This is a genomic window from Streptomyces montanus (genome assembly GCF_005786655.1).
Lineage (GTDB): Bacteria > Actinomycetota > Actinomycetes > Streptomycetales > Streptomycetaceae > Streptomyces > Streptomyces sporangiiformans.
Genome location: NZ_VBZC01000013.1, coordinates 1 through 25,885, shown reverse-complemented (window position 1 = coordinate 25,885; position 25,885 = coordinate 1). Strand labels below are relative to the sequence as shown.

General features: G+C 70.4%; 23 protein-coding genes and 1 tRNA gene. 15 read left to right on the top strand and 9 right to left on the bottom strand.

Going from position 1 to position 25,885, the window contains the following annotated elements; genetic code table 11:
• Positions 1 to 14 precede the first annotated feature (14 nt).
• The gene (locus FE633_RS13835; protein WP_138045437.1) at positions 15 to 701 is read right to left on the bottom strand and encodes a histidine phosphatase family protein; all 687 of its coding nucleotides are present in this window, start codon (positions 699 to 701) and stop codon (positions 15 to 17) included.
• A 62-nt stretch (positions 702 to 763) separates the two neighbouring features.
• Here FE633_RS13835 and corA point away from each other — a divergent pair, with 62 nt between their 5' ends.
• Positions 764 to 1,762 (top strand): magnesium/cobalt transporter CorA, encoded by a 999-nt coding sequence (gene corA, locus FE633_RS13830; protein WP_171059942.1) that lies wholly within the window; start codon positions 764 to 766, stop codon positions 1,760 to 1,762.
• 82 nt (positions 1,763 to 1,844) lie between these two features.
• On the opposite strand, the gene FE633_RS13825 is transcribed toward corA, so the two are convergent.
• On the bottom strand, positions 1,845 to 2,633 hold the full coding sequence (locus tag FE633_RS13825; protein ID WP_138045435.1) for a ferritin-like domain-containing protein: 789 nt from the start codon (positions 2,631 to 2,633) through the stop codon (positions 1,845 to 1,847).
• A 223-nt stretch (positions 2,634 to 2,856) separates the two neighbouring features.
• On the bottom strand, positions 2,857 to 3,921 hold the full coding sequence (locus FE633_RS13820; protein WP_138045434.1) for an LLM class F420-dependent oxidoreductase: 1,065 nt from the start codon (positions 3,919 to 3,921) through the stop codon (positions 2,857 to 2,859).
• Positions 3,922 to 4,074: 153 nt separating this feature from the next.
• Between FE633_RS13820 and FE633_RS13815 the strand changes: the two genes are divergently transcribed.
• The gene (locus FE633_RS13815; protein ID WP_138045433.1) at positions 4,075 to 5,058 is read left to right on the top strand and encodes an aldo/keto reductase; all 984 of its coding nucleotides are present in this window, start codon (positions 4,075 to 4,077) and stop codon (positions 5,056 to 5,058) included.
• On the top strand, positions 5,055 to 7,331 hold the full coding sequence (locus FE633_RS13810) for a helix-hairpin-helix domain-containing protein (protein ID WP_138045432.1): 2,277 nt from the start codon (positions 5,055 to 5,057) through the stop codon (positions 7,329 to 7,331). The genes FE633_RS13815 and FE633_RS13810 overlap by 4 nt, the downstream gene beginning before the upstream one ends.
• 65 nt (positions 7,332 to 7,396) lie before the next feature.
• Here the strand turns inward: FE633_RS13810 and FE633_RS13805 are convergent, their stop codons facing one another.
• Positions 7,397 to 8,116 (bottom strand): hypothetical protein, encoded by a 720-nt coding sequence (locus FE633_RS13805; protein ID WP_138045431.1) that lies wholly within the window; start codon positions 8,114 to 8,116, stop codon positions 7,397 to 7,399.
• Between the two features lie 47 nt (positions 8,117 to 8,163).
• On the opposite strand from FE633_RS13805, the gene FE633_RS13800 reads away from it, so the two are divergent.
• Positions 8,164 to 8,352, top strand: coding sequence for a DUF5703 family protein (locus tag FE633_RS13800; RefSeq protein WP_033323315.1), 189 nt, complete (start codon positions 8,164 to 8,166; stop codon positions 8,350 to 8,352).
• Between the two features lie 73 nt (positions 8,353 to 8,425).
• On the opposite strand, the gene FE633_RS13795 is transcribed toward FE633_RS13800, so the two are convergent.
• From FE633_RS13795 to FE633_RS13785, 3 genes are all read right to left on the bottom strand, one after another.
• A complete protein-coding gene (locus FE633_RS13795; RefSeq protein WP_138045430.1) occupies positions 8,426 to 9,178 on the bottom strand; it encodes a chaplin in 753 nt (250 codons plus the stop codon).
• Between the two features lie 151 nt (positions 9,179 to 9,329).
• Complete coding sequence (chpH, locus tag FE633_RS13790; RefSeq protein WP_138045429.1) at positions 9,330 to 9,563, bottom strand: chaplin ChpH; 234 nt, start codon at positions 9,561 to 9,563, stop codon at positions 9,330 to 9,332.
• Positions 9,564 to 9,735: 172 nt separating this feature from the next.
• Positions 9,736 to 11,061: a M20/M25/M40 family metallo-hydrolase gene (locus FE633_RS13785; RefSeq protein WP_138045428.1), complete on the bottom strand. Its 1,326-nt coding sequence runs from the start codon at positions 11,059 to 11,061 to the stop codon at positions 9,736 to 9,738.
• Positions 11,062 to 11,251: 190 nt separating this feature from the next.
• Between FE633_RS13785 and FE633_RS13780 the strand changes: the two genes are divergently transcribed.
• Positions 11,252 to 11,336 (top strand) — tRNA-Leu (locus FE633_RS13780).
• A 95-nt stretch (positions 11,337 to 11,431) separates the two neighbouring features.
• Here the strand turns inward: FE633_RS13780 and FE633_RS13775 are convergent.
• Together FE633_RS13775 and FE633_RS13770 are read right to left on the bottom strand one after the other, a co-directional pair.
• Positions 11,432 to 12,382, bottom strand: a complete 951-nt coding sequence (locus FE633_RS13775; RefSeq protein WP_138045427.1) for a phosphotriesterase family protein — start codon at positions 12,380 to 12,382, stop codon at positions 11,432 to 11,434.
• Positions 12,383 to 12,418: 36 nt separating this feature from the next.
• Positions 12,419 to 13,123, bottom strand: a complete 705-nt coding sequence (locus tag FE633_RS13770; RefSeq protein WP_171059941.1) for a GntR family transcriptional regulator — start codon at positions 13,121 to 13,123, stop codon at positions 12,419 to 12,421.
• 234 nt (positions 13,124 to 13,357) lie between these two features.
• Between FE633_RS13770 and FE633_RS13765 the strand changes: the two genes are divergently transcribed.
• From FE633_RS13765 to FE633_RS13720, 10 genes are all read left to right on the top strand, one after another.
• Positions 13,358 to 14,137 (top strand): sugar isomerase domain-containing protein, encoded by a 780-nt coding sequence (locus tag FE633_RS13765; RefSeq protein ID WP_212747216.1) that lies wholly within the window; start codon positions 13,358 to 13,360, stop codon positions 14,135 to 14,137.
• Positions 14,134 to 14,826, top strand: a complete 693-nt coding sequence (locus FE633_RS13760; RefSeq protein ID WP_138045424.1) for an SDR family oxidoreductase — start codon at positions 14,134 to 14,136, stop codon at positions 14,824 to 14,826. The genes FE633_RS13765 and FE633_RS13760 overlap by 4 nt, the downstream gene beginning before the upstream one ends.
• Entirely contained in the window at positions 14,823 to 16,175 is a 1,353-nt protein-coding gene (locus FE633_RS13755; RefSeq protein ID WP_212747215.1) for an FAD-dependent oxidoreductase, read from the top strand. The genes FE633_RS13760 and FE633_RS13755 overlap by 4 nt, the downstream gene beginning before the upstream one ends.
• 167 nt (positions 16,176 to 16,342) lie before the next feature.
• Positions 16,343 to 17,314: an ROK family protein gene (locus FE633_RS13750; protein ID WP_138045423.1), complete on the top strand. Its 972-nt coding sequence runs from the start codon at positions 16,343 to 16,345 to the stop codon at positions 17,312 to 17,314.
• Positions 17,315 to 17,720: 406 nt separating this feature from the next.
• Positions 17,721 to 19,319: a glycoside hydrolase family 13 protein gene (locus tag FE633_RS13745; RefSeq protein ID WP_246113610.1), complete on the top strand. Its 1,599-nt coding sequence runs from the start codon at positions 17,721 to 17,723 to the stop codon at positions 19,317 to 19,319.
• 86 nt (positions 19,320 to 19,405) lie between these two features.
• Positions 19,406 to 20,761: an ABC transporter substrate-binding protein gene (locus FE633_RS13740; RefSeq protein WP_138045421.1), complete on the top strand. Its 1,356-nt coding sequence runs from the start codon at positions 19,406 to 19,408 to the stop codon at positions 20,759 to 20,761.
• A 10-nt stretch (positions 20,762 to 20,771) separates the two neighbouring features.
• On the top strand, positions 20,772 to 22,148 hold the full coding sequence (locus tag FE633_RS13735) for a carbohydrate ABC transporter permease (protein WP_138045420.1): 1,377 nt from the start codon (positions 20,772 to 20,774) through the stop codon (positions 22,146 to 22,148).
• Positions 22,145 to 23,074 (top strand): carbohydrate ABC transporter permease, encoded by a 930-nt coding sequence (locus tag FE633_RS13730; protein WP_138045419.1) that lies wholly within the window; start codon positions 22,145 to 22,147, stop codon positions 23,072 to 23,074. The genes FE633_RS13735 and FE633_RS13730 overlap by 4 nt, the downstream gene beginning before the upstream one ends.
• A 157-nt stretch (positions 23,075 to 23,231) precedes the next feature.
• Positions 23,232 to 23,963 (top strand): phosphotransferase family protein, encoded by a 732-nt coding sequence (locus FE633_RS13725; RefSeq protein ID WP_138045418.1) that lies wholly within the window; start codon positions 23,232 to 23,234, stop codon positions 23,961 to 23,963.
• Positions 23,964 to 24,459: 496 nt separating this feature from the next.
• The coding region (locus FE633_RS13720; RefSeq protein ID WP_138045417.1) for a sensor histidine kinase at positions 24,460 to 25,885 on the top strand (1,426 nt) is incomplete at its 3' end.

Below are 25,885 nucleotides of genomic sequence, written 5' to 3'. Positions count from 1 at the left end.
ACTGCGGCCGACGATCACGGTGCGCCCGCACCACCACCGACCGGGGCGTCCCCGCCGGGGGGCTCCTCGCGCGGCGCCAGGGACGCGAAATCGCCGGTGTCCCCGAGGCGCACGAGAAACGGCCGCAGCCGTGTGTAACGGATCGCGGTGATGGAACACGGTTCTACAGAAATCCGCTGGAAGAGGTCCAGGTGAAGTCCGAGTGCGTCCGCCACAAGGGATTTGATGATGTCGCCGTGCGAGCACATGAGATAGACGGCGTCGGCTCCGTGATCGCGCTCCACGCGCGCGTTCCACTCGCGCACCGCCTCGGCGGCCCGCGTCTGCATCGCCCGCATCGACTCGCCGCCTGGGAACGCCGCGGCGGACGGATGCGCCTGTACGACCTCCATCAGCGGCTCGTCATTCAGCTCGGCGAGCTTGCGGCCGGACCAGTCCCCGTAGTGGCACTCCCCGATGCGCTCTTCGGTGTGCGCCCGCAGCTCGGGCCGGGCGTCCAGCAGCGGCCGCATCGTCTCCTGGCAACGCTGCAGGGGGCTGGTGACGACTTCGGAGATCGGCAGCCCGGCCAGCCGCCCGGGCAGCGCGGCGGCCTGTTCGGCGCCACGCTCGTCGAGGGCGACGCCGGGCGTCCACCCGGCGAGCAGTCCCGCGGTGTTGGCGGTGGAACGTCCGTGCCGGACGAGGATCAACGTGGGCATGCGGCCCAGCCTAGGCCTCTGCCCCAGTACGCCCCGGGCGGGGCGTCGGGAGGGTGTGCCGCGTGATCGTGGACTGTGCCATCTACCGCGACGGACACCGGACGGAGGGGCCGGATGACCTCTCCGACGCTCTCGACGCGGCGCGGGCCACACGTGAGGCGTTCGTCTGGATCGGGCTGCACGAGCCCACGGAGAACGAGTTCGGCCTCGTCACCGAGGAGTTCGGGCTGCATCCGCTGGCGGTCGAGGACGCCCTGAAGGCTCATCAGCGGCCCAAGCTGGAGGTGTACGACGACTCGTTGTTCGCGGTCCTCAAGCCGGTGACGTACGAGCCCGACAGCGATGTCGTCTCCTCCGAGGAGCTCATGATCTTCCTCGGTGACTCCTTCGTGGTGACCGTGCGGCACGGTGAGGGCTCGCCGCTCGGGGCCGTGCGGCGCCGTCTGGAGGAGGATCCGGACCTGCTCCGGCACGGCCCGACGGCGGTGCTCTACGCGATCGCCGACGCCACCGTCGACCACTACTTGGTCGTGGCGACGGAACTGCAGACCGACCTGGAGGAACTGGAGACGGAGGTGTTCTCGCCGAGCAGCGGCAGTACGCGGCACACCGCGTCGCGGATCTACGCCTTCAAGCGGCAGATCCTGGAGTTCCGCAGGGCCACGGGTCCGCTGGCCGTGCCACTGACCCGGCTCGCGGGCAGCGGGCAGTCCAGTACGGGGCTGCCGTTCGTCGACGACGAGGCGCAGCCGTTCTTCCGTGACGTCAACGACCATCTGACGCGCGTGAACGAGTCCGTGGAGGGTCTGGACCGGCTGGTCTCGGACATCCTTTCGGCGCACCTCGCGCAGATGAGCGTGCGGCAGAACGACGACATGCGGAAGATCTCGTCGTGGGCCGCGATGGCGGCGGTCCCCACGATGATCGCGGGGATCTACGGAATGAACTTCGAGCACATGCCGGAGCTGCACTGGGGGTGGGCCTATCCGGCGATCATCCTGCTGATGGCGGTGCTCGAGGTGGCCCTCTTCCGGCTCTTCAAGCACCGCGGCTGGCTGTGAGCCGCACCCGCGCGTGCCTCGTACGGCGCCGCACGCGCGCGTGTCTCCCGACGAAGCCGCACGCGCGCGTGGATCACGCGCGCTACGCGAACTCGGGCGCCGACGACGCCGGTCCGCCGAGGGCGTCGCGCCGCTCCGGCATCTGCAGCGAGACCATTCGCCGCCACCCGGCGAGGCGTTCGTACACGTACACGGCGTGGATGGCCGCGGCGAGGAACCACCTCTTCGCGCCGGGCCAGCCGAGGATGCGCCCCATGTGGTCCATCACGGCGAGGCTGACGTCCCGGTACATGCGGATCTCGGCGAGCGCGGCCTCGCGCAGCGTCCGCTGGATGGCCCGGCCGTGCCCGGCGGCCGCGAAGCGCAGCAGTTCCTCGTGGCAGTACGCGAGGTGGTTGTCCTCGTCGTCCGAGATCATCCTGACCGCGCGGCCGATGTCGGGGTGGTCGGCGAAGTGCTTGCGCAGCAGCTCCATCTGCTCGGAGGCGCGCTGCTCGGTGACTCTGCTGTGCGCGAGGTACGTGACAATGTCCTGCACGGTGAGCGCCTGGTCGCTCTTGAGCTTGTCGTGGGCGAGACCGATGCCGTGCCTCTCCAGGAGCATCGTGTAGTCGGTCTCGGGAGGGACCTCCACGGGCCGCAGACCGCGCTTCTTCATGAGCGCGTTGAAGATCCGCCCGTGCTTGTCCTCGTCCGCGCCGTGCCGGGTGATCTTGGGTGCGAGCGCCCGCTCGTCCTCCGGCACGAGAGCCGCGATGCGCGCGTTCTCCCAGCCCCCCTGCGTTTCTCCGCTGGCGGCGATGGAGCAGAAGAGACGGAACGACTCGTCGTTGTCGAGGATTTCCTGGAACAGACTCTTGGCCGAAAGCATCACTGCCACCTCCATGCAGGACTCCGCAAAGAACGAGTCAAATGCGCTGTCCGGGGTGCGGCAACATCTGTGTCGGACAATTCCGCCGAACGGTGGACGCCAGGGCCTGTGGGGCGCGTAACCGACTGGGCCGTGGCGCGTTGTTCCCCGTGACGGCCGTGGCGGGGAAGACCCCCCGAGCCCCCACCACGGCCGCGGAACTTTCCGCCCGGCGTTCTGCCGGTTACGCGAGACCGGCGCGCTCCAGGGCTTCGGTGCCGGCCCTCAGGGAGGCGAGCCGCTCGTCCAGGGTGAAGCCGGCGGGCGCCAGGCTGAGCGTGGTGACCCCGGCGGCCGCGTAGGCCGTCATCCGGTCCGCGATGCGGTCCACGGAGCCCAGCAGCGTGGTCTGGTCGATGAGTTGCTGCGGAACGGCGGCGGCCGCGCCCGCCTTGTCGCCGGAGAGGTACTTCTCCTGGATCTCGGCGGCCTCCTTCTCGTATCCCATGCGCTGGGCGAGCTGGTTGTAGAAGTTCTGCTTGGGGCTGCCCATGCCGCCCACATAGAGCGCGGTGTAGGGGCGGAACGTGTCGGCCAGGGCGGACACGTCCCTGTCCCCGTCCTTGGGGCCCACGGCGAGCGGCAGCGTCGGGCAGACGTCGAAGCCGTCCAACGTCGCGCCGGCCTTCTCGCGGCCCGCGCGCAGATGCCGGAGCGTGGTCTCCTCCAGGTGGTCGGCGGAGGGGAAGATCAACAGGGCGCCGTCGGCGATCTCGCCGGTCTGCTCCAGGTTCTTCGGGCCGATCGCCGCGATGTAGAGCGGGATGTGCTCGCGCTGCGGGTGCACGGTCAGTTTGATCGGCTTGCCCGGGCCGTCCGGGAGCGGCAGCGTCCAGTGCTCGCCCTCGTACGTCAGGCGCTCGCGGGTCATCGCCTTGCGGACGATCTCGACGTACTCGCGGGTGCGGGCCAGCGGCTTGTCGAACTTGACGCCGTACCAGCCCTCGGAGACCTGCGGTCCGGAGACGCCGAGGCCGAGGCGGAAGCGGCCGCCGGAGAGCGAGTCGAGCGTCGCCGCGGTCATCGCGGTCATCGCGGGCTGGCGGGCGGGGATCTGGAAGATGGCGGAGCCGACGTCGATGCGCTCGGTCTGCGCGGCGACCCAGCTGAGTACGGTGGCCGCGTCGGAGCCGTAGGCCTCTGCGGCCCAGCAGACCGAGTAGCCCAGGCGGTCGGCCTCCTTGGCCACGGCGAGATTGTCCGCGTCCATTCCGGCGCCCCAGTAGCCGAGGTTGATCCCGAGCTGCATGGCCGATTCCCCTTACTGATCAGTAACGTCCTTTGTGCGGCACCCTAGCGTGCCGGTGCCTCCAGTGGCAGGGACGGGATGGACCGGGAGAGGTGGGGCGGGTTGTCCACAGGCCCACCACACACTGACTGACGGCCAGTAATCTCAGCCCACATGGAGCAGAGGCATCTCGGCAGTACCGGCCTGCGCGTGTCCAGGATCGGGCTCGGCACCCTCACCTGGGGGCGGGACACCGACGAGCACGACGCCGCGGACCTGTTGAAGGCGTTCTGGGAGGCGGGCGGGACCCTCGTCGACACGGCGGACGTGTACGGGGACGGGGAGGCCGAGTATCTGCTCGGACAGCTCATGGAAGGGCTGGTGCCGCGCCGGGATCTGGTGATATCGACGAAGGCGGGCAGCGTGCCGGATCCCGACCGGCGCTTCGACGGTTCGCGCGGACATCTGCTCGCCGCGCTCGACGCGTCGCTCGCGCGGCTCGGCACGGATTATGTGGACCTGTGGCAGATCCACGCCTTCGACCCGCGGACGCCGCTGGAGGAGACGCTTCAGGCCCTCGACCTCGCCGTCAGCAGCGGTCGGGCACGGTACGCGGGGGTGTCCAACTTCTGCGGCTGGCAGCTGGCCAAGGCGGCGACGTGGCAGCTCGCGGCGCCCGGGGTGCGGACCCGGCTCGCGAGTACGCAGATGGAGTACTCGCTGCTGCAGCGCGGCGTCGAGCGCGAGGTGCTGCCCGCGGCTCTGGACCTGGGGATAGGCCTGCTCCCGTCCTCTCCGCTGGGACGGGGTGTGCTCACGGGCAAGTACCGGCACGGGACGCCCGCGGACTCCAGGGGTGCGTCGGAGCATCTGGCGCCGTTCGTCGCGCCGTATCTGGACGATGCGGCGAGCAGCATCGTGGACGCGGTGACGACCGCCGCGGACGGGCTCGCGGCGACGCCGCTCCAGGTGGCCCTCGCATGGGTCCGCGACCGGCCCGGAGTCGCCGCCCCCATCATCGGCGCGCGCAACGCTCTGCAGCTCACGGCCGCGTTGTCAGTGGAGAGCCTTAGTCTTCCTGACGAGATCTGCCGAGCGCTCGACGACGTGTCGGCGCCGGTGCACCACTATCCCGATCACGACTGGAGCACGCTGTGACCACGGATCCCGCTGACGCGGAGGAATCCGAACCGGGGACGCCGGGCGACGCCGACGGCGGGGACGCCGGGCACGGAGGCGCTACCGGGACGGGCGACGCTGCCGACGGCAGTGAGGGCTCGGCCACGGCGGGCGGTGAGGGCTCGGCCACGGCAAGCGGTGAGGAGGGTACCTCGGCCGGTGAGGAGGGTACCTCGGCCGGTGAGGGGGATGCCGCCGCCGGGGAGCTGTCCGAGGCCGAGGCCGAGATGGCCGCGCAGCGGGAGCTGCTGGAGCGGATCGAGCGGCGGAAGGCCGAGAAGCAGGGGCCCCTCGAGAGCGGCGGGAAGCTGAGCGGGAAGGCGGCCGATCTCCTCGCGGCCGTACGCGCGGTGGAGAGCGGGGAGAAGCCCGCGGCGGGCGTCTTCCGGGAGCGGGAGCCCTCGTCGCGCAGGCCTGCCCCGGAGCCGGTGCGGCGGCCGCAGCCCGTGACCTCGTCCGTCGCCGCACCGGTGGCGGCCGAGACCGTCGACGCCGTACGGGCCGTACTCGTCGAGGGCGGCGCACCCGACGCGCTCGCACCACAGGCCGCCGAGATCCTCGGGGAGGGCGCGGACGCAGCGCTGCGCGAGGACCCCTGGCAGTTGCTGCGGGTGGCCGGGGTGCGGCCCGAGCAGGCGGACGGGTTCGCCCGGGCCCTGCTCGGCGCGGAGTGCGGGCCGGACGACGAGCGGCGGGGCCGGGCGGTCACCGTATGGCTCCTTGAGCAGGCGGCCCTCGTCGGGCACACCGCTCTGGAGGCCTCGACACTCAGCACCGCGCTCGCGCAGCGCTCGGTGCCGGACCCCGACGCCGCCGTGCAGAGTGCCATCGCCGAGGGCGACGCCCTGGTGTTCCAGGACGCGCTGGACGACACCGGAGCCCCCGCGCCCCGCCGGCAGCAGGCCGACGACGAGGCCGAGGAGGGCGAGGAGGGTGAGCAGGAGCGGCCGGTCCGCGTCCTCGTCGGCCTCGAGCGGTACGCGCTCGCCGAGGAGAGCCTCGCCGACGGGCTCGCCCGCGTGGTCAACTCACTGCCCAAGGAGGACGGCTCGGCCACGGACTGGGAGTCCGCGGCGACCGGCTCCGCCACCGAGCTGATCCGCGCCGTCGCGGGTCACGGCCTCGTCCTCCACACCGGCGGCGAGGCGTCCCGCGCGGAACCGGCCGCTCTGGTCGCCGCGGCCCGGGCGCTCGGGCTGCGGGTGTGCGCGGCCACGCACACCGTGGACGGGCGGAGCCGGTTCGCCACGCTGCTCGCGGCGGCCGAGCCTCGGGACCGGACCGCCGGGCCCGAGGAGAGCGTGACCACCGTCGCCGGACTGTTGTCCGGTGCCGAGGGGCCCGGGCGGGACGCGGACGGAATGCTGCGGACCGATCTGCTGGTCGTGCTCGACGCGCCGCAGCTGGATGTGGAGAGCGCGGCGATGCTGGCGGAGTCGCTGCCCGACGGGGCGCGGCTCGTACTGAGTGGTGACCCCGGTGGGCTGTGGTCGGCCGGCCCCGGGCGGGTCTTCGCCGATCTGCTCGCGGCGCGGGTGTGCCCGCAGGTCGCCTCGCGGACGCCGGATCCCGGCCCGATCGGTGAGCTGGTCTCCGGCATCGGCGTGGGCGAGCTGCTCCAGGTGGACGCACCCGGCAAGGAGGTGGTGATCGTCCCGGTGCGTGACGCGGGCGAGGCGGTGCACCGCACCGTGCAACTGGTCGCGGACTCGGTGCCGCGGGCGATCGGGATTCCGGCCGAGCAGACCCAGGTGATCACTCCGGGGCACGGCGGCGCGGCGGGCACACGGGCGCTGAACGCCGTGCTGAAGGAACGGCTCAACCCTGGGCCGGGCCGCTTCGGCGGCTTCGACCCGGGCGACCGGATCGCCTACACGCCTACGCCGGGTCGTACGGTGCCGGGCCGCGTGGTGAAGGCCGATGCCGAGGGGCTGCATCTGGAGTGCGCGGGCGCCCCCGTCGTCGTACCGAAGGAGCGCGTCGAGCAGACCGTGCGCCACGGCTGGGCACTCACCGCGCACCAGGCCGTCGGACTGCGCTGGCCCGCCGCGGTCGTGGTCCTCCCCGGCGACGCCGTCCAGGCCCTCACCCGGCCCTGGGTCTACACGGCCTTCAGCCGGGCCGAACACCACCTCTCCGTCGTCCATGGCGTCGAGCAGGCCCTGCCGCGCGCGGTGGCCGAACTCCCCGCCAAGCCCCGCACCACCCGCCTGCCCACCTTGCTCACCGCCCAGGTCCCGGCAGCCGGCTGACAAAGCAGTGGCGGCCACCGGGCCTCTCGGCCCGGTGGCCGCCACCGTGGGTACTTCAGCGATCTTCAGCGATCCGCGTCCAGCGGCTCGAGGTCCTCGTCGTCGTCCAGGTCGCCGTCGAGGTCGGGATCCAGGCCGTCCCGGGTCGTGTCGTCCAGGTCGTCGTCGATCTCGTCGTCGAAGACGGCGCTGACGTCGAAGCGGCAGATGATCCGCTGGGGATCGGCCTGGTCGAAGGGGGCGTCCAGCCATTCGCCGGGCTCGGCCGGTTCGTCCGCGGCGGTGACCCAGAGCGTGGAGTCGCCTTCCTCCAGACCGAACTCCTTGTGCCGGGTGGCGATTTCATCCGGTTCGAACTCGCCGAACAGCACACCCAGCGCCCCGTGCACGGTACCGGCGGCCGCGTCGAAGCCCGCGCCCGCCGCCCCGGATTCCTCCACGGCCTCCACGCGCTGGGCCTGCGCCAACAGTCGCTGCGGCTCCACCACGGCGTAGTCACGGCGGATCAGCACGCTGAGGGCGTTCGGCTCCTCCGGGCCCGTGTACGGCGGCAGAGTGTCGTCCGTACCGGGGATCTCGAAGGGCGTGACCTCGTCATGGCGTTCGTACAGGAGCTCGTCGTACTCCTCGGCGGCCGCGGCCAGCTGGTTGAACGCCTCGTAGACGGCCGGGTCGTCCTCACCCGACCTGCGCTCGACCGCCGCCAGGTGGCGGTCGAGCGCAGCCTTGACCGCCTCGGCGGCGGCGCGTACCTCGGCAGCGGTGGGCTGCGCAGCATCAGACATAGTGCAGACGCTATCCGTAACCGGCCTCTGGCCGCACAATAGATGCGATGCCGGAATACGAATTTGTCGACGTGTATGTGCCACGCGGGGTCTCCCGCAAGGAAACGACACGCCTGCTGACGGACCATGCGGAGTACGGACACTGGGAGCTGGATCGCCTCAGCCTGCACCCCGACGGCAGCCGCAGGGTGCGGTTGCGCCGGCGGATCATCCGCCAGGTGCGTGCCACGTGGTGACAGGGAGTGGCCGAAACGGAGGGGGTCCCGCGGTCGCCGCCGCGGGGCCCCCTCCGTTCACGTATGACGTCCTTTACGCCGCGGCGCGTGCCTTGCGGTAGAGCACGGCGCCCATCAGCAGCGCGCCCGCGCCCACCGGCAGCGCGAGGCCGATCGGCACCTCACTGCCGGTCTGTGCGAGCTGCGGGGTCTCCTTGAGCGGCGTGGTGGCCTGGACGGCCGGGTGGCTCCGGCTGTCGTCGCTTCCGGCCTCCTCCTCGGGGAACACCGCCGTCTCCGGCGTCTGCGGCTCGGCGGGCTGCGCCGGAACAGCCGGCGTCTCCGGCTCCTGAGGCACGCTCGGAGCCTCCGGCTCCTCGTTCTCGACCGGCGGCGTCGTCACGGTCCCGTCCGATGCGTTGCCGCAGCCGCTGCTGTCGGTCGAGTTGCCGAGACCGACGACGTTGACGCTGTTGCCGCAGGCGCTGACGGGCACGTCCACCGGGACCTGAACGTTGTTGCCGGAGCCAACGCCGGGCGAGTCACTGGTGCTCCCGTCGGCCTGCGCCCCGCCGTCGGACTCGGTGCCGGAACCGGAACCGCCGCCCTGGTTGGCGCAGTTGTTGCCCGCCGCCGGGTTGAGCAGACCGATGACGTTCACGGTGTTGCCGCAGACGTCGACCGACGTGTGCACCGGAACCTGCACCGTGTTCCCCGAGAGGACTCCCGGAGAATCCGAGGCGGCGCCGTCCGCCGCGGCGTCGGCGTACGCGGCGCCGCCGGTGACGGCCAGAACTCCAGTCGCGGCCGCCACGGTCATCAGGCCCTTGCGTGTGACCTGTCGCATAGCTTTTCCCTGCCTTGCTGCTTCAGGAAGATGCACGCGCGGATATGCGCGCACATCGAATAGGAATGTCGTAGGAATATCGACGACCCCGGAGCGCATGGCACGCACTCCGGGGCCGCGAATTCAAACCCTCGCGGGGTGAGACACGACGTTACACGTTAGTGCAGGAATTGCCGAAGGTGGGATTCAGCAGCCCGACCACGGAGATCGTGTTGCCGCAAACATTCACCGGCACGTGAACGGGCGCCTGAACGACGTTGCCCGAAAGCACGCCGGGCGAGTGTACGGCGGCGCCCTGAGCACCGGCGTCGGCAGCCGCGACTCCCGCACTCGCGAGAATGAGGCCACCCGTGGCAGCCGCAGCGGCGACGACCTTCTTGATCATTTTTCCTCCTTGTTGGCAATGCGACCCTGGTCATGGATCTCACCACCTGTAACGAGGAGGGACTAATAGGGCTACGAGCCTATGAGCGCATTCACTCTTCTCAGTCGAATCCGCACGCATTGACGATTATTGGAGTTTCGTTTCAGCGCGTGAATTCGGGACGCTTCGACGCTCAGGACACCTCGATAAAGCGGTCGAGCACTCGCACTCCGAACTTCAGCGCGTCAACCGGCACGCGCTCGTCGATCCCGTGGAACATGCCCGCGAAGTCCAGCTCCGGCGGCAGCTTCAGCGGAGCGAAGCCGAAGCAGCGGATGCCGAGGTCGTCGAAGGACTTGGCGTCGGTGCCGGCCGAGAGCATGTACGGCACGGCGCGGGCGATCGGGTCCTCGGCGGACAGCGCGGTCTGCATGGCGTCCACGAGGGCCCCGTCGAAGGTGGTCTCCAGGGCCTTGTCGGCGTGCACGTCCTCGCGCCGCACCCGCGGGCCGAGGATCCGGTCCAGGTCGGCGAGGAACTCCTCCTCGTAGCCCGGCAGATAGCGGCCGTCGACATGCGCGGTCGCCTGGCCCGGGATGACGTTGACCTTGTAACCGGCGCCCAGCTGGGTCGGATTGGCGGTGTTCTGCAGCGAGGCACCGATGAGCTTGGCGATCCCGCCGAGCCTGGCGAGCGTCTCGTCCATGTTCTCGGGGTCGAGCTCAGTGCCGAGCGCGTCGCCGAGCTCGTCGAGGAAGTGCCGGAGCGTCTTGGTGACCCGCACCGGGAACTTGTGCCGGCCGAGCCGTCCGACGGCTTCGGAGAGTTCGGTGATGGCGTTGTCCCGGTGGATCATCGAACCGTGACCGGCGGTGCCGTCCACGGTCAGCTTCATCCAGTGCATGCCCTTCTGGGCGGTCTCGACGAGGTACAGCCGCAGCTTCTCGTTGACGGTGAAGGAGAACCCGCCGACCTCGCCGATCGCCTCGGTGACGCCCTCGAAGAGGTCCGGGTGCTTGTTCACGAGGTGCTTCGCACCGAACTTGCCGCCCGCCTCCTCGTCCGCCAGGAAGGCCAGCACGATGTCCCGGGGCGGCTTGCGCCCGCTGCGCAGGCGGTCACGGACGACCGCGAGGGTCATCGCGTCCATGTCCTTCATGTCGACCGCGCCGCGCCCCCACACACAGCCGTCCGCGATCTCCCCGGAGAACGGGTGATGGGTCCAGTCCGCCGCGTTGGCCGGTACGACGTCGGTGTGGCCGTGGATGAGCAGCGCGGGCCGCGAGCGGTCCTCGCCCTCGATCCGGGCGACCGTGGAGGCGCGGCCCTTGTGGGACTCGAAGATCTGGGGTTCGAGTCCCACCTCGGCGAGCTTCTCGGCGACGTACTCGGCGGCCTTGCGCTCGCCCGGACCCGAGTGGTCGCCGTAGTTGCTGGTGTCGATCTGGATGAGCTCACGGCAGAGGTCGACGACCTCGTCCTCACCGGTGATGCTCCTGGCCGTGTCCGACTCGCTCACAGGGCTTCCTCCCACGGTCACTGCTGGTGGTGGTCCCCCTCATCCTCCCTCTCCGGCCCGCCCGACCCCAAGGGCGGACCCGGCCCGTCACACAGGGTTCACACCCGGCCGCCCCGTGATCGGGAGCCCTCGGAAGCCTGGTAATGTTTTCTCTGTCGCCGCGGGCGAAACCCCGCACGCGATACACCTGGTCCGGGTGGCGGAATGGCAGACGCGCTAGCTTGAGGTGCTAGTGCCCTTTATCGGGCGTGGGGGTTCAAGTCCCCCCTCGGACACAAACCAAAATCCCCACGGTCGACCTTCGACCGTGGGGATTTGCCGTTGTGCGGGTTGATCGCGAGGTCGAGGTGGTGAGCCCGCAGGCCGGCGTTCAAGCGGCGGAGGCCTCTTTGGCCAGCAGCCCCTGGGGGGCGTGTCGCAGCACGGTCTCCACCGCCTCGTCGCCCAGGCGGCGGCGCAGCCGCGGGACGAAGTCCCTGCCGAGCACATCCATGCCCGGACCGCCGCCGTAGGCGCTGAGCGAGGACTTGCGTCCGACGTCGGTCCCCAGGCAGATCCGGCCCAGTTCGCCCGCCTCGGCCATACGCTCGATGAGGTCGAGGACGACCGAGTCCGGCCGGTACTTGATCCGCCCGATCGTGTCGTAGACGAGGTGGGCGCCGCGGGCGATCAGATCGAGATGGAGTTCCGGGTCGGGGTTGCGGTCGGTGTGGGCGAGCAGGACCCGTCCGGCCGGGATGCCGTGCTTGTCCAGAAGGTCCAGGACGGCGTGTGCGGCGGTCCCGACCTCGGTGTGCACCGCCACGGCCACTCCCGTGTCCCGGGCCGCCGCGGCTCCCGCGGCGAACCACCGCTCCTCGTGGCGGTCGATCCGGTGGTACGAAGCCCCGAGTTTGATGATGCCCGCCTTGTGGGGGCTGGGCAGGGGGCGCGGGAAGTCCCAGTCGTAACGGTCCATGCCGACTTGTAGGTCGTCCAGGAGTACGCCGAGAAGCGTCGCGTCATCGGCGTGGCGGGCCCAGTGAGCGGCCGGATAGTGCGCGCTGCGGTGGAACCCGGTCGCGGCGACGACGTGGATCCCGCTTGTCCGGGACACCTCGGCGAGTTGAGCGGGGCGGCGTCCCAGACCGACCGGCGTCAGGTCGACGACCGTGCGAATGCCGCTTGCCGCCACACGCCGGAGTTCGTCAGCCGCCTTGTCGGTGTCGAGGAACTCGTCACCCGGGTTGACCGGGGTGCGCAGGAAGACGTGCTCGTGGGCATCCACGTCGCCGAGTTCGTCAGCGGCGACCGGGCCCAGGACGGTCTCGACGACAGGCAAGGCTCCTTCTCCTTCCGGGTACGACTCTCCCCGGCGCTAGGCGAGTTCGATGTGGAACACGAACCGGGAACCCGCGTAGCGGGATTCGGTGAGTTCGACGGGTGCGCCGTCGGCGGTGGTGACCAGTCGGCGCTCGACGAAGATGGGCGCACCGATGGGCAGGTCCAGGAGGGCGGCGTCATCCTCGGTGGCGATGGCCGCTATCTGCGTTCCCGTCGCGCGGGTGGGGGCGAACCCCTTGCCTGTGAGCGCCTGATGGAGCGAGCCACGGGCCAGATCCTCGCCCAACAGCCAGGCACAGGAGGGCGGCAGGACGACGTTCTCGATCGCCATCGGCTGGTCGTCGGCCAGCCGCAGCCGTCGTACGTGCACGACGTTGGACTGGGGCGCGAGCCTGAGCGCGGTGATCTCCTCCTGACTGCCAGCGCGCAGTTCACTGGTCAGGACGGTCGATGACACGGTCATCCCGCGCAGAGCCATCTCCTCGGTGAAGGAGCGCAGTTGGCCCATCTGGCGGTGGACCTGAGGCTCCCCGACGAAGGTACCGACGCCGGAGATCCGGTAGATCACGCCTTCGGCGACCAGGCGCTGGGTCGCCTGCCTGACGGTCATCCGGCTGACCTGGAACAGGTCGCACAGTTCCGCGTCGGACTCGATCTGATCCCCAGGGCTCAGCCCCGCGATCCGGCTGCGGATGTGCCGTTCGACCGCTTCATGTCGCGGCATGGGCCGCCGAGCCACGGCTTCCCTCCTTTGTCTATACCGGTATGCCCCACGCAGCATAGGCCGCCCTTCGGTATGCGTCCACACCCGGCACACTCGGCCGGAACCAAAGATCAGCCAGCACGGGTTCTTGACGTGGTATCGATCGGCGCTCTAGCTTCATGGCCCGTACTACCTGTCTATACATACTCCCCATCGCACCCACATAGCACCCAGCCCTGTCTCCGCCCTCGCACCGAGAGGTTTCCGCACGTGCCATCGTGGATCCGTACCGCAGTCGGGATCGTCGAGGAGATTGCCCAATCCCAGGCCGACGCCATCGAGGCGGCGGCGCAGATCGCCGCCAGGTCGATCGCCGACGACGGCGTCGTCTACACCTTCGGCACCGGTCATTCACGCATGCCGGTGGAGGAGATCTTCCCCCGCTACGGCTCCTACCCCGGCTTCCAGCCGCTGGTGGAGCTCTCGATGACGTTCCACACCCAGGTGGTGGGGGCCAACGGACAGCGGCAGGCGATGTTCATCGAACGCGTCGAGGGACTCGCCGAGCAGATCCTCGCCAACTTCCGGCTGCGCCCTTCGGACAGCATGTTCATCTTCAGTGTCAGCGGACTCAACGCCGTCCCCATCGAGATGGCGATGGGCGCGAAGAAGGCGGGCCTGCCGGTCATCGCGGCCACGTCGCTGCGGGAGACGAACGCCGCCGAACCACGGCATCCGAGCGGATCCCGGCTCGCCGACCACGCCGACGTGGTGATCGATCTGGGATCGCCGGTCGGCGACGCCATCTGCCGGGTCCCCGGCCTGGACGTCCCGGTCGGCCCGGTGAGTACCTTCACCGCGATCGCCGTGGTCAACGAGATCAAGGTCCGGGTCGCCGAGTTGCTGGCCGAGCGGGGCGCCATGCCGCCGGTCATCACCAGCTCCCGCCTGGTCGGCGCGGACCGCAGCAATGAGCTGTTCGAGGGCGCCTACCTCGAATTCGCCCGCCGCTCCGCCGCCGCTCTGCGCATCGCGGACGGCGCACGATGAAGCGCCTGCTGGTGGCCGGCGCTCGGGGCGGAATCGGTGCCGCGTGCGTCAACGCCGCGCGGGCCGCCGGTGTTCAGGTCTTCGAGGCCGACCGCGATACGTACGACATCACCGTGTCCGCGGGCGCCGACGCGGCGGTGACGCGAGCAGCCGAGGCGCTGGACGGCCTCGACGGCATCGTGCACGCGGTGGGCATGTCCGGTCGGCGTCTCGGCGACGGGCCGGTCGACGAGTGCGGCGACGAGGCATGGCGTGAAGTGCACCGGGTCGACCTCGACTCCGTGTTCTACCTGCTGCGCGCCGGCATACGGCAGTTGGCCGGCGCGGGCGGGTCGATCGTCGTCATCGGCTCGGCCCTGGCGAGCACACTCGACGAAGACTTCCTCACCGCGGCCTACGCCAGCGCGAAGGGCGCTCTGGTTCCCCTGGTGCGCTCGGCCGCGTTCACCGGAGCCCCCAAGGGTGTGCGCGTCAACATCGTGGCGGCCGGCCTGGTGGACACACCGATGGCCGCACGGGCCATGACCGATCCCGCGATCCAGGGCCGGATGCCGCGGTTGATGCCGCTCGGTGCGCGGGCCTGCAGTCCCGAAGAGATCGCCGACACCGCCTTGTGGCTGCTGTCGGACGCCTCCTCCCGCACGACCGGTGCGGTGGTCCCCGTAGACGGAGGGTGGCACCTGAGGTGAACAGCACACGCGTCAGCCAGACGGAGGCCGGTCGCCATCCGCTGCTGTGGGACGGCGATGTGGTGGTCGTCGGCGGCGGGTCGGCGGGCTGCGCGGCAGCCGTCGCGGCAGCCCGCCGGGGCGCTTCCACCCTGCTCGTGGAGGCTGCCGCGCACCTGGGCGGCACCGGGGCGAGCGTCCTGGACACCTTCTACGGTTTCTACGCGCCCGGCACAGGTGATCGCGTGGTCGGCGGTGTCGGATGGGAGGTGTGCCAGGCGCTCACCGATCGCGAAGCGGCCTTCGAACGCCCCAACACCTACGGCGCGGGCACCGGCATCACCTACGACCCCGAGACACTCAAACTGGTCTGGGACGAAGTCACCGGCTCTGCCGGGGTGCGGGTCCTGTTCCACGCCGCTGCGTCACGTGTGGTGATGGAGGGTCAGAACGTTCTCGGGGTGGTCGTCGAGACGGTTGCCGGCCCTGGGCACGTGCGCGCCGGAGTCGTCATCGACGCCAGCGGTGACGCCGACGTGGCGTGGCGTGCGGGGGCGGCTCTGGAGCGGCCCGCCGAGGACCGTGTCGTGCAGCCGCTCACCCAGACGTTCCGGCTCGCCGGCGTCGACGCCGCGGTGACACCGACGGCGGAGCTGCACCGGCTGATGGCTCTGCACGCGGACTCGGGAGCGTATGAGCTGCCCCGGCGCGAGGGTTCCGTCCACCGGACCACCGAACCCGGCGTCGTCCACACCAATGTGACCCGCGTGAGTGGCATCGACCCGACCGACCCATGGCAGCTTTCGGCAGCCGAGCAGGAGGGGCGCCGCCAGGTCGTCGAGTACACGCGGTTCCTCCGAGAGCAAGTTCCGGGGTATGAGCGGGCTTTCCTGATCGCGTCCGCGCCGCGCATCGGCGTGCGGGAGAGTCGCCGCCTGATCGGGGAGTACGTCCTGGGCAGGGAAGACGTGCTGAGTGCGCGTCAGTTCGAGGACGCCGTCGCGCTCTGCGGCGCTCCGATCGAGGACCATGCCGCCGGACACAGGACGATCTGGCAGTACGTCGGCTCCGGTGACGAGACGCCCACCGGCCGCACCTACGGGGTGCCCTATCGATGCCTGCTCCCTCGCGGCGTCGACGGTCTGCTCGTCGCGGGCCGGTGTCTGTCGGCCACCCATGACGCCCACGCCTCCGTCCGTTCCATCGGACAGTGCATGGCGATGGGGCAGGCCGCGGGGACGGCGGCGGCGCTGACGGTCTCCGCCGGACACCGGCCCCGCGATGCGGACATCGGCACACTGCGCGAACAACTCGCGGCCGACGGCGCCCTGATCTCACCCGGACGACTCGCTCCGCTGACAAAAGGCTAGACAGGTCGCTCTCCGCCAATCGGGACCTGGTTGACCGCCCGTCACATCGACTCAATCAGCCGAAGTTTCTCATTTTTTACGTCTCGACTGATTGACTGGACGATTTACCCGGACCTAGCTTCCACTTAAGTCTATACAGGTAGTACTGATACTGATCAGGAGATCGCATGGTCGCGACCAGGGGCGGTCCTCGCCCCGCAGGTTCCGCCCTGGGAGTGGACATCGGGGGCACGAACATCAAGTGGGTGCACCGGGCCGGGGCGGCCGTCGTCGAGCAGGGCACGCTGCCCACCCCCGCCGCAGGCCCCGTGCAGATCGTCGCCGCGATCGCCGAGCTCGCGGTCGCCCGCACCGTCGAGGCCGTCGGTGTGGCACTGCCCGGCCACCTGAGCCCGGACATGCGATCAACCACCACCATCCCGAACATCGACGGCGACTGGCAGGGCTTCCCGCTGGCGGACCTGCTCGAGCGTGCGACCGCGAAGCCCGTACTGCTGATGAATGACGCACGCGCGTTCGCCTCGGCGGAACTCGCGCTGGGCTCCGCGCGCACCCACACCGACGTGGTGTTCATGACCATGGGCACCGGGATAGGCGGTGCGATCGCCCTGGGTGGCACCGTCCTGAGAGGGCCCGGCGACCGGGTCGGCGAGATCGGACACATGGCCGCGGCGCCCGGCGGTGACCCTTGCGGATGCGGGGCACGTGGCTGCCTGGAGACGGTGGCGGGCGGCCGGGCGCTGGCGGCCCGATGGTCCCGGGCCCTCGACTCTCGCGGGCAAGGGACTCAGGACCGGTCGGCAACACCCGAGGACCTGGTCCGGGCCGCCCGGTCGGGCGACACCACGGCCCTGGAGATCCTCGGCACCGCCGCCACGGCCGTAGGCACGGTCCTGGGGAGCGTGCTGGCCCAACTCGGCCTCTCGACCGTCGTCGTCGGCGGTGGCGTCGCGCCCGCCTTCGAAGTGATGCGACCGGCCGTCGTGCCGGCACTCGGCGACCGTCGGCGACTGATCGGGCCAGTGACGATCCTGGCCGCCGCGCTCGGCCCGTACGCCGGCGCGATGGGCGCGGCCCTGAACGCCACCGCGCAGCCTCTCGCCGTGCCTTCGGCACGCCCTCAGTTATCCGCGATCTGACGGCCTTTCGCACCCGTCGGCAGGCACATCCGGCGAACGGCCTCTCGCACGCCGACGGGCGTCGCGCCCGGGGAACGGCCTTTCGTCCCCACCGGCGCGCGGTCACGCCCGGCGGCCCGGCTCCGCCCGCGGAAAGAATCCGTGCCCTGCCCCTCAACTCCTTCGCCCATTCCTGCGAAGCCGCCTCCCACAAGCCGCCTTCCACAAGCCGCCTCCCGCCGCCTCCCAACGCGCCTTCCCTGGCGCAGGATCCGGCGCCCTGTACCACCGGCCGTCGCTCTCCCCGCTCGGCGGCCGGTTTCCAACACGCCCATCCCAGGACGGTTTCCCGATGATCGACGCGTTCGTCGAAGACGGCCCGGTACCGAACGAACCGGGCCCCTCTGAGCGGTCCGAGCACACGGCAATGCAGCAGTGGTGGCGCACCGCCGTCATCTACGAGGTGTACGTCCGCAGCTTCCTCGACAGCACCGGGGACGGCATCGGCGACCTCGCCGGTGTCCGCGCGGGCCTGCCGTACCTCAAGCGGCTCGGTGTCGACGGCATCTGGCTCAACCCGTTCTATCCCTCTCCGCAGTACGACCACGGCTACGACGTCGCCGACTACTGCGACGTGGACCCGGTCTACGGAGACCTGGCGGAGTTCGGCGGCCTGGTGGACGACGCGCACCGCCTGGGGTTCAAGGTGCTCATCGACATCGTCCCCAACCACTGCTCCAGCAAGCACCCGTGGTTCCTGCGGGCCCTGGCGGAAGGCCCGGACGGCCCGGCCCGATCCCGCTTCCACTTCGCCGAGGGCCGTGGCACGGGTGGCGAACTGCCGCCCAACAACTGGCACTCCATGTTCGGCGGACCCGCCTGGACCCGGGTCTCCGAGCCCGACGGCACGCCGGGCCAGTGGTACCTGCACCTGTTCGGGCCGGAGCAGCCCGACCTGAACTGGCGCAACCCCGAGGTCGGCGGCTACTTCGAGCAGGTGCTGCGGTTCTGGCTGGACCGCGGCGTCGACGGGTTCCGCGTCGACGTGGCCACCGGCCTCTTCAAGCGCATCGGGCTGCCGGACTCCCCGGACCCGGCGGCCGACGCGCGGGCCCGCGACACGGTCAACCCCCTGGCGTGGAACCAGCCCGAGACACATGGTGTGTGGCGCACTTGGCGGGCCGTCTGCGAGGAGTACACCGCCAGGGACGGCATCGACCGGCTGCTCGTCGGAGAGGTGTCCGTACGCACCCCGGCCGAGCAGGCCGCCTATGTCCGCCCGGACGAACTCCATCAGGCGTTCTTCTTCCACATGCTGACGGCCCCTTGGGACGCCGCCACCTTCCGCCGGGTCATCCAGGACGCTCTGCGGGACATAGCGGGCACCGGCTCGACCATCACCTGGGTGCTCAACAATCACGACCAGGTCCGTACCGTCACGCGGTACGCGGCCGCCGCCCGCGCTCGCGCCGCCGCGCTGCTGATGCTCTCGCTGCCTGGCGCCGCCTATGTCTACCAGGGCGAGGAGCTCGGCCTGCCGGAGGTCGTCGACCTGCCGGACGAGGTACTCACCGACCCGATCTTCCATCGCAGCGGCAGCCGCGTCGGAATCCGCGACGGCTGCCGCGTGCCACTGCCGTGGTCGGGGCACATGTCCCCGTTCGGTTTCACCTCGGGCGACGGCATCGTCAAGCCGTGGCTGCCACAGCCCGACTGGTTCGCCGCGCACACCACCGAACGGCTCATGGCCGACCCCGGTTCCTTCTGGCACCTGTACCACGACGCGCTGCGGTTGCGCGCGAGCCTGCCGTCGCTCGGTAACGGGACGCTCCGCTGGCTTGAGTCTCCGCCACAGGTCCTGGCCTTCGTCCGCGGTGACGGGCTGGTGTGCGCCGTCAACTTCGGCGACGTCCCTTGTCCCGCGCCGGTCCCCGGCACGCCGCTGCTCGCGAGCGGTCCCTGCCCTCCCGGGACCCTTCCCGGCAGCACCGCCGCCTGGTGGGCGTCCGACGGCCTCACAGGCTGACCCGGCATCCGCCACCTCCAGTTCCGTCCCGCTTCACGTTTCGCCCTCGCTTCATGTTCCGCCCGTCTTTCACAAAGGAGTGACGAATGAATGGCAGAGCGGCAGCACTGACGGCCGTCGCCGTCCTGATGATCGGGGCCGCCGGGTGCGGCTCCTCGGACAAGGACGCCTCCGGCAACCCGGCGGCCACCGGTGCCAAAGACGCATCCACGCTGAACCTGCCCCGGCTCGACGGGCAGGATCTGCAGGTGGCCGGCGTCTGGACGGGCGCCGAGCAGAAGAACTTCCTCAAGGTGCTGGCCCGCTTCGACAAGCTGACCGGAGCGAAGACCACCTTCGTGCCCACCGGCGACAATGTGTCGACCTTCGTCGGCAGCAAGATCCAGGGCGGCTCTCCGCCGGACGTCGCTCTTCTCCCCCAGCCCGGCGTGCTCCAGCAGTTCGCCAAAGCCGGATGGCTCAAGCCGCTCCAGCCGGCCGTGACCAAGGAACTGGACCAGAACTACAGCAAGGTCTGGCGTGACCTCGGCACGTACAAGGACAAGCAGTACGGCGTGTTCTTCAAGGTCACCAACAAATCCCTGTTCTGGTACAACACCGCGGCCTGGGAGCAGGCCGGACTGACCACCACCCCCACCACCTGGGAACAGCTGCTCAAGGACGGTCAGACCCTCGCCGACTCCGGCACCCCTCCGTTCTCCATAGGCGGCGCCGACGGCTGGCTCGTGACCGACTGGTTCGAGAACATCTACCTCAGCCAGGCCGGCCCGGCCATGTACGACAAGTTGACGAAGCATCAGATCAAGTGGACCGACCCCTCGGTGACCAAGGCACTGACCACACTGGGCCAGCTCTTCGGCAGGCCCGATCTGATAGCCGGAGGCACGCGGGGAGCGCTGCAGACCGACTTCCCCACCTCGGTCGGCCAGGTCTTCGCCAAGCCGCCCAAGGCCGCGCTGGTCTACGAGGGCGAGTTCATCGCGACGAACATCACCCAGGAGACCACGGCCAAGGTCGGCACCGACGCCAAGGTCTTCCCCTTCCCCGCCGTGGACGGCGGTGAGGCACCAGTGCTGAGCAGCGGCGACGTCGCGGTCGCGCTCAAGGACGGCGAGGGCGCGCGGGCGCTGATGCGGTTCCTGGCCTCCCCGGAGGCGGGGGGAATCGCCGTGCAGCAGGGCGGTTTCCTGTCTCCGAACAAGGCGGTCGCCTTCTCCAACTACCGCGACGACACCGTGCGGGGCATCGCGAAGAACCTGATCAAGGCCGGCGACAACATCCGGTTCGACATGTCCGATCAGGCACCGGCCGCCTTCGGCGGAACCAAGGGGCAGGGAGAGTGGAAGGACCTGCAGGACTTCCTCGCCAAGCCCTCAGACGTCGCCGGCGCGCAGAAGCAGCTCGAAGCCGACGCCGCGAAGGCGTTCGCCAAGGCGGGCTGAGGCAGCCGTCATGTCACAGACCCTTACCCCTCCGTCCCCCGCCGCCCCCGCGGCGGCGGGGGCACCCGCCCGCCGCGGTAGGACGCCGCGGCGTCGCGGGTGGATCGCGGCGTTCTTCCTGCTGCCCGCGCTGATCCTGCTGGGCGCGCTCGTGGTGTATCCGATCGTGTGGTCGGCGATACGCAGCCTCTTCGGCCCCGACGGCTTCACGGACTTCGTCGGGCTGTCCAACTACACCGGTGTCTTCACCGACCATCAGACCCTCGTCGCCCTCAAGAACAACGCGATCTGGGTCGTGGTCGCACCCGTCGTGGCCACCGGGCTGGGCCTGATCTTCGCCGTGCTCACCGAGCGGATCCGCTGGGGCACGGCATTCAAACTGGTCGTCTTCATGCCCATGGCCATCTCCATGCTGGCCGCCGGGATCATCTTCCGGCTGGTGTACGACCAGGACCCCGGCAAGGGCGTGGCCAACGCGGTGGTGACCGGCGTCCATGACACCTTCTTCAAGGCATCGGCGTATCCCGGGGCGCACCCCCGGGTCGCGGGTGCGGGCAGCGGCACTCTGGCCGGGCCGGTCGGCGGCCCCTACACCAGCAAGCCTGTCAGTCCCGGTGGCGGCCCGGCCGCGCTGGCTCTGGTCGGAGTGCAGCCCACTACCCTGACCGACGCGACGCAGGCCGCTTCGCCGAGTGCCTGCCCGCAGGGGTCGTTGTGCGGCACGGTCTGGCTGGACTTCCAGCCGGGCGGCGGCACCCCCGGGAAGATCGACCGGGGCGAGAAGGCACTGGCAGACATCCGGGTCGAGGCTGTACGTGGCGGGCGCGTCGTCGCCACGGCCACCGCGGCGAAGGACGGCACGTTCGCCCTGCCCGCGTCCCGGATCGGCGCCTCGCCGGTGCAACTGCGTCTGCCCGCGACGAACTTCACCTCCCAGTACGCGGGTGTCAACTGGCTCGGCCCGACCCTGGTCACCTGGTCGATCATCGGTGCCTACGTCTGGATGTGGACCGGCTTCGCCATGGTCCTGATCGCTGCCGGGCTGGCCGGGATCCCCCGGGAACTGCTGGAGGCCGCACGTGTCGACGGCGCGAGGGAGTGGCAGGTCTTCCGCCGCATCACCGTGCCGCTCCTGGCTCCGGTGCTGGGCGTGGTCCTGGTCACGCTGGTGATCAACGTGCTGAAGATCTTCGACCTGGTGTACGTCATCGCCCCCGGGGCCAGCGAGCAGGACGCCAACGTACTGGCCCTGCAGCTCTACCTGTCCTCCTTCGGCGGCGGCAACGACCAGGGCACCGGCAGCGCGCTCGCCGTGCTCCTGCTCGCCCTGGTCGCGCCGGTCATGTTCCTCAACATCAAGCGGTTCCGAAAGGAGAAGTCACGGTGACAACCCTTCAGACCGCTCAGGACGCCCCGTTCCCCCAGGCCGCCGCAACCGCCCGGACCGCCTCCGCCCGCACGGGACGAGGCGCCGCCGCCCGCGCGGCACGTCGGCTCGCCGGCGGATCCACACGGCTGGTTCTGCTGGCCGTCGCCCTGTTCTGGCTTGTGCCCACCGTCGGCCTGCTGCTCTCCTCACTGCGCGGGCCACTGGACATCCAGGCGTCCGGCTGGTGGACGGTCCTCACCAAGCCCGCGCAGCTGACCCTGCACAACTACACCAGCCTGCTGGACAACTCGACGATCACACATTCGTTCCTGAACAGTCTGCTGATCACTGTTCCTGCCACGCTGTTGGTCGTGGTCGTCGGCTCTCTCGCCGGGTATGTCTTCGCGTGGGTCGAATTCCCGGGCCGGGACTGGGTGTTCCTGCTCATCGTCGGCCTGCTCGTGGTGCCCCTGCAGGTCGCGCTGGTGCCCATCACCAGTCTGTTCGGGGAGATCGGGATCTTCGGCAGCATCGTCAGCGTCGTCCTCTTCCACGTCGCTTTCGGCCTGCCGTTCGCGATCTTCCTGCTCAGGAACTTCTTCGCGGGAATCCCGCGCGAACTGCTGGAGGCCGCCCGTCTCGACGGGGCGGGCGAGTTGTGGCTCTTCCTCCGAGTGGTGGTTCCGCTGGGCGGGCCCGCGATAGCCTCGCTCGGTATCTTCCAGTTCCTGTGGGTCTGGAACGACATGCTCGTCGCGCTCATCTTCGCCGACCCGGACTCGGCCCCGCTCACTGTGGCCCTGCAACAGCAGACCCGCCAGTTCGGCACCAATATCGACGTCCTGTCCTCCGGCGCCTTTCTCTCCATGATCATCCCGCTGGTGGTCTTCTTCGCCTTCCAGCGGCAGTTCGTCAACGGCGTCATGGCAGGAGCCCTGAAGTAGCCGCCCTCCCCGCGCGGCCCCCGGCCGCGGGCACGCGACCGGGGGTGCCCGCGGCACCCGACGACGACCCCAACGACCACCGGATCGAGCCTGCTTCGCGGACGTGACCGTGGACACTGAGGGGGTGACCCCACACGCGGTAAACGGAACCTGTGCCATGGAGAACGAGGTGCCGTTGACCGGTGGGCGCATCACCCCTGGCGTGGTCAGGGTAGGCAGTACCGTCCGGCGGCCGGTCACGCAGGCGTCGCCGTTCGTCGCGGAGTTGCTCGGTCACCTCGGGCGTCAGGGCTTCACCGGGGCCCCGCGCCACCTGGGGCTCGACGTGGCCGGCCGTGATGTGCTCAGCTACCTGCCCGGCTGGGTGCCCGCACGCTTCCAGCGCTGGACCGATCCCCAGGTCGCCGCCGCCGGCGCCTTGCTCCGTGCCTTCCATGACGCCACCCGTGGCTGCCGCCTGGCCGGCCGGCATCCCGTCGTCTGCCATCACGACCCGGGGCCGAACAACACCGTGTTCTCCGACGCCGTACCCGTCGCCTTCATCGACTTCGACACCGCTGCCCCGGGCGACCCGCTGGAAGACCTCGGCTACATGGCCTGGACCTGGTGCGTCTCCTCCAAGGCCGACGCCCGGCCCGTCCGCGCGCAAGCCGCCCAGGTACGCATCCTCGCCGACGCCTATGACAGCGACGCCACCACCCGACGGGGCATCGTCGACGCGATGCTCGAACGGCAGGCCCGTAACGCCCGTTGGTGGCGGGGACGGCTTGACGCTCCCGGGCCTCAGCTCGCCGACCGTGGACAGATCCTCGCCCGCGTCGCCTGGTCCGAGCGGGAACACGCCCACACCGAGGCCCACCGGGATGCCTTCGCCGCCGCCCTGCGCTGACGTCCGAGCGACACCCACGCGACACCCACGTCACATCCACGCACTCCTCCTCAGTCGGCCAAGATGGCTGAAGTTCGCCCGTCAGTGGGTGGATTCGCCCCGAGCCGTGCGGCGTCCCGCGCTCGGAATTCCGCTTATTTGTCGCGGGTGTCGAGGCATGCCGAAAACGTCTGCTCCACCCCTTCCTGTGGGGTGTTCGGCGGGGTTCGACAGCGGTTCGGCCGCCGTTCATCGAAGCTCGGGGCGTATCACAGGCATCGCCACCGCGGCCCACTATGCGACGACGTGTTCCGGCGCGTGTCGGCGATGGGGAGTTCGCGCTCCGGGCGAGGAACGCGTGGTTAGCATGATTCGCACGACAAACGCCTTTGCTCATAGGCGACTTGGGGCGCACGCGTGCGCCTGGGCCACCGTAGGCACGGACGGCCGGACAGCCCGGCGGGCCCCCGCGTCCGCGGCAAGCACACCACTTCCGACAAGCATCGAGGATCGCGGAATGGCACATCCCGACGCGTCCCGCCCGCGCCCGAAGTCGGCGTGGCGGCATCTGCCGATCGCCACCCTGGTGGTGACCGCTGCGCTCGGCACGCCTGTCGTGCTCGCCGCACCGGACGCCGCACGCCCCTGGGTGGCGGGCACCGTGGCGGCGGCAGGTGGCTGTCTCGTCCTGCTCGCCTCGGCGGCCGCGCGACTGCACCGCAGGCTCACCGCTCAACTGGACAGGACCCTGGCGGAGTCGGCACGGCAGCGCTCGGAGGCGGCGTACCTGGCCGGCGCGGTGGTGCCGGAAATGACCGCGGCGCTGCAGGACCCCACGACCGCCGCGCCGGGAGCGGCCGGTGCCGTGCGGGGACCGGCCGGTGCGTGGCATCCCGCGGAACCTCAGCTCATGGCCGTGCAGCGCGCCGTGGAGGAGGCCGTGGGCGTGGCGCAGCGGCGCGCGGCCGCGGTGGACGGGGAGCGCCGGCAGGCGGTGCGTGCCCTGGCGAGCATGTCCGACGATCTGCGGAAGGCCATGGCGCAGACCCTGCCCACGGCGGTGCGGAGACTGGGCGAGGGGGCCTCGCTGGAGACGGTCCGCGCGGAGATGCGGCTGTCCCAGTTCGCCAATGCCCATGTGCGCGAACTGGTGGAGGCCGGTGTACGGGAACTCGCGGTCAGCGAACGGCGTTCCGCGGCTGCCCAGGCCGCCAGTGCGAAGGCGCTGAGCCGGGTACAGGCCCAGGCCGTGAGCATCCTCGCGGACTTGCGGGGGATGCAGGACCGGCACGGCGAGGCGGTCCTGGGCGACCTGCTCGAGCTGGACCACAGCACCTCCCAGCTCGGCCTGCTCACCGACCGGCTGGCGCTGCTCATGGGCGGGCGGGCAAGCCGGTCGTGGAACAAGCCGATCCCCATGGAGAGCGTCCTGCGTGGCGCCGTGGGGCGGATCGCCGCGTACCGCAGGGTCAGAATCAACTGCTCCAGCAACGCGGCGGTGTCCGGGTTCGCGGCCGAGGGCGTGATGCACCTCCTGGCCGAGCTGATGGACAACGCGACCAGCTTCTCCGCACCGATCGACCAGGTCCACGTCTACGTGGAGGAACGGTCCGCCGGCATCGTCGTCACCATCGAGGACAGCGGTCTGAAGATGGCCGACGCCGCGCTGCGTCGCGCCGAGGAGGCGGTCTCGGGTGCGATGAGCGACCTCGCCTCCCTCCAGGGGACTCGGCTGGGGCTGGCGGTCGTCGGGCGGCTCGCCGTCAAGTACGGCATCTCCGTCAGTTACCGCCCCTCCTCGCGCGGTGGCACGGGCGTCGTCGTACATCTGCCGGCCCAACTGCTCGCCCAGCAGCGCACGGCTCCTCACCGGACGGCCCACGCGCCGTCGGCGCCGCCGCGCGGGCGTGCGGTGGCCGCCGCCGAGCCCGCCCCGTCGCCCC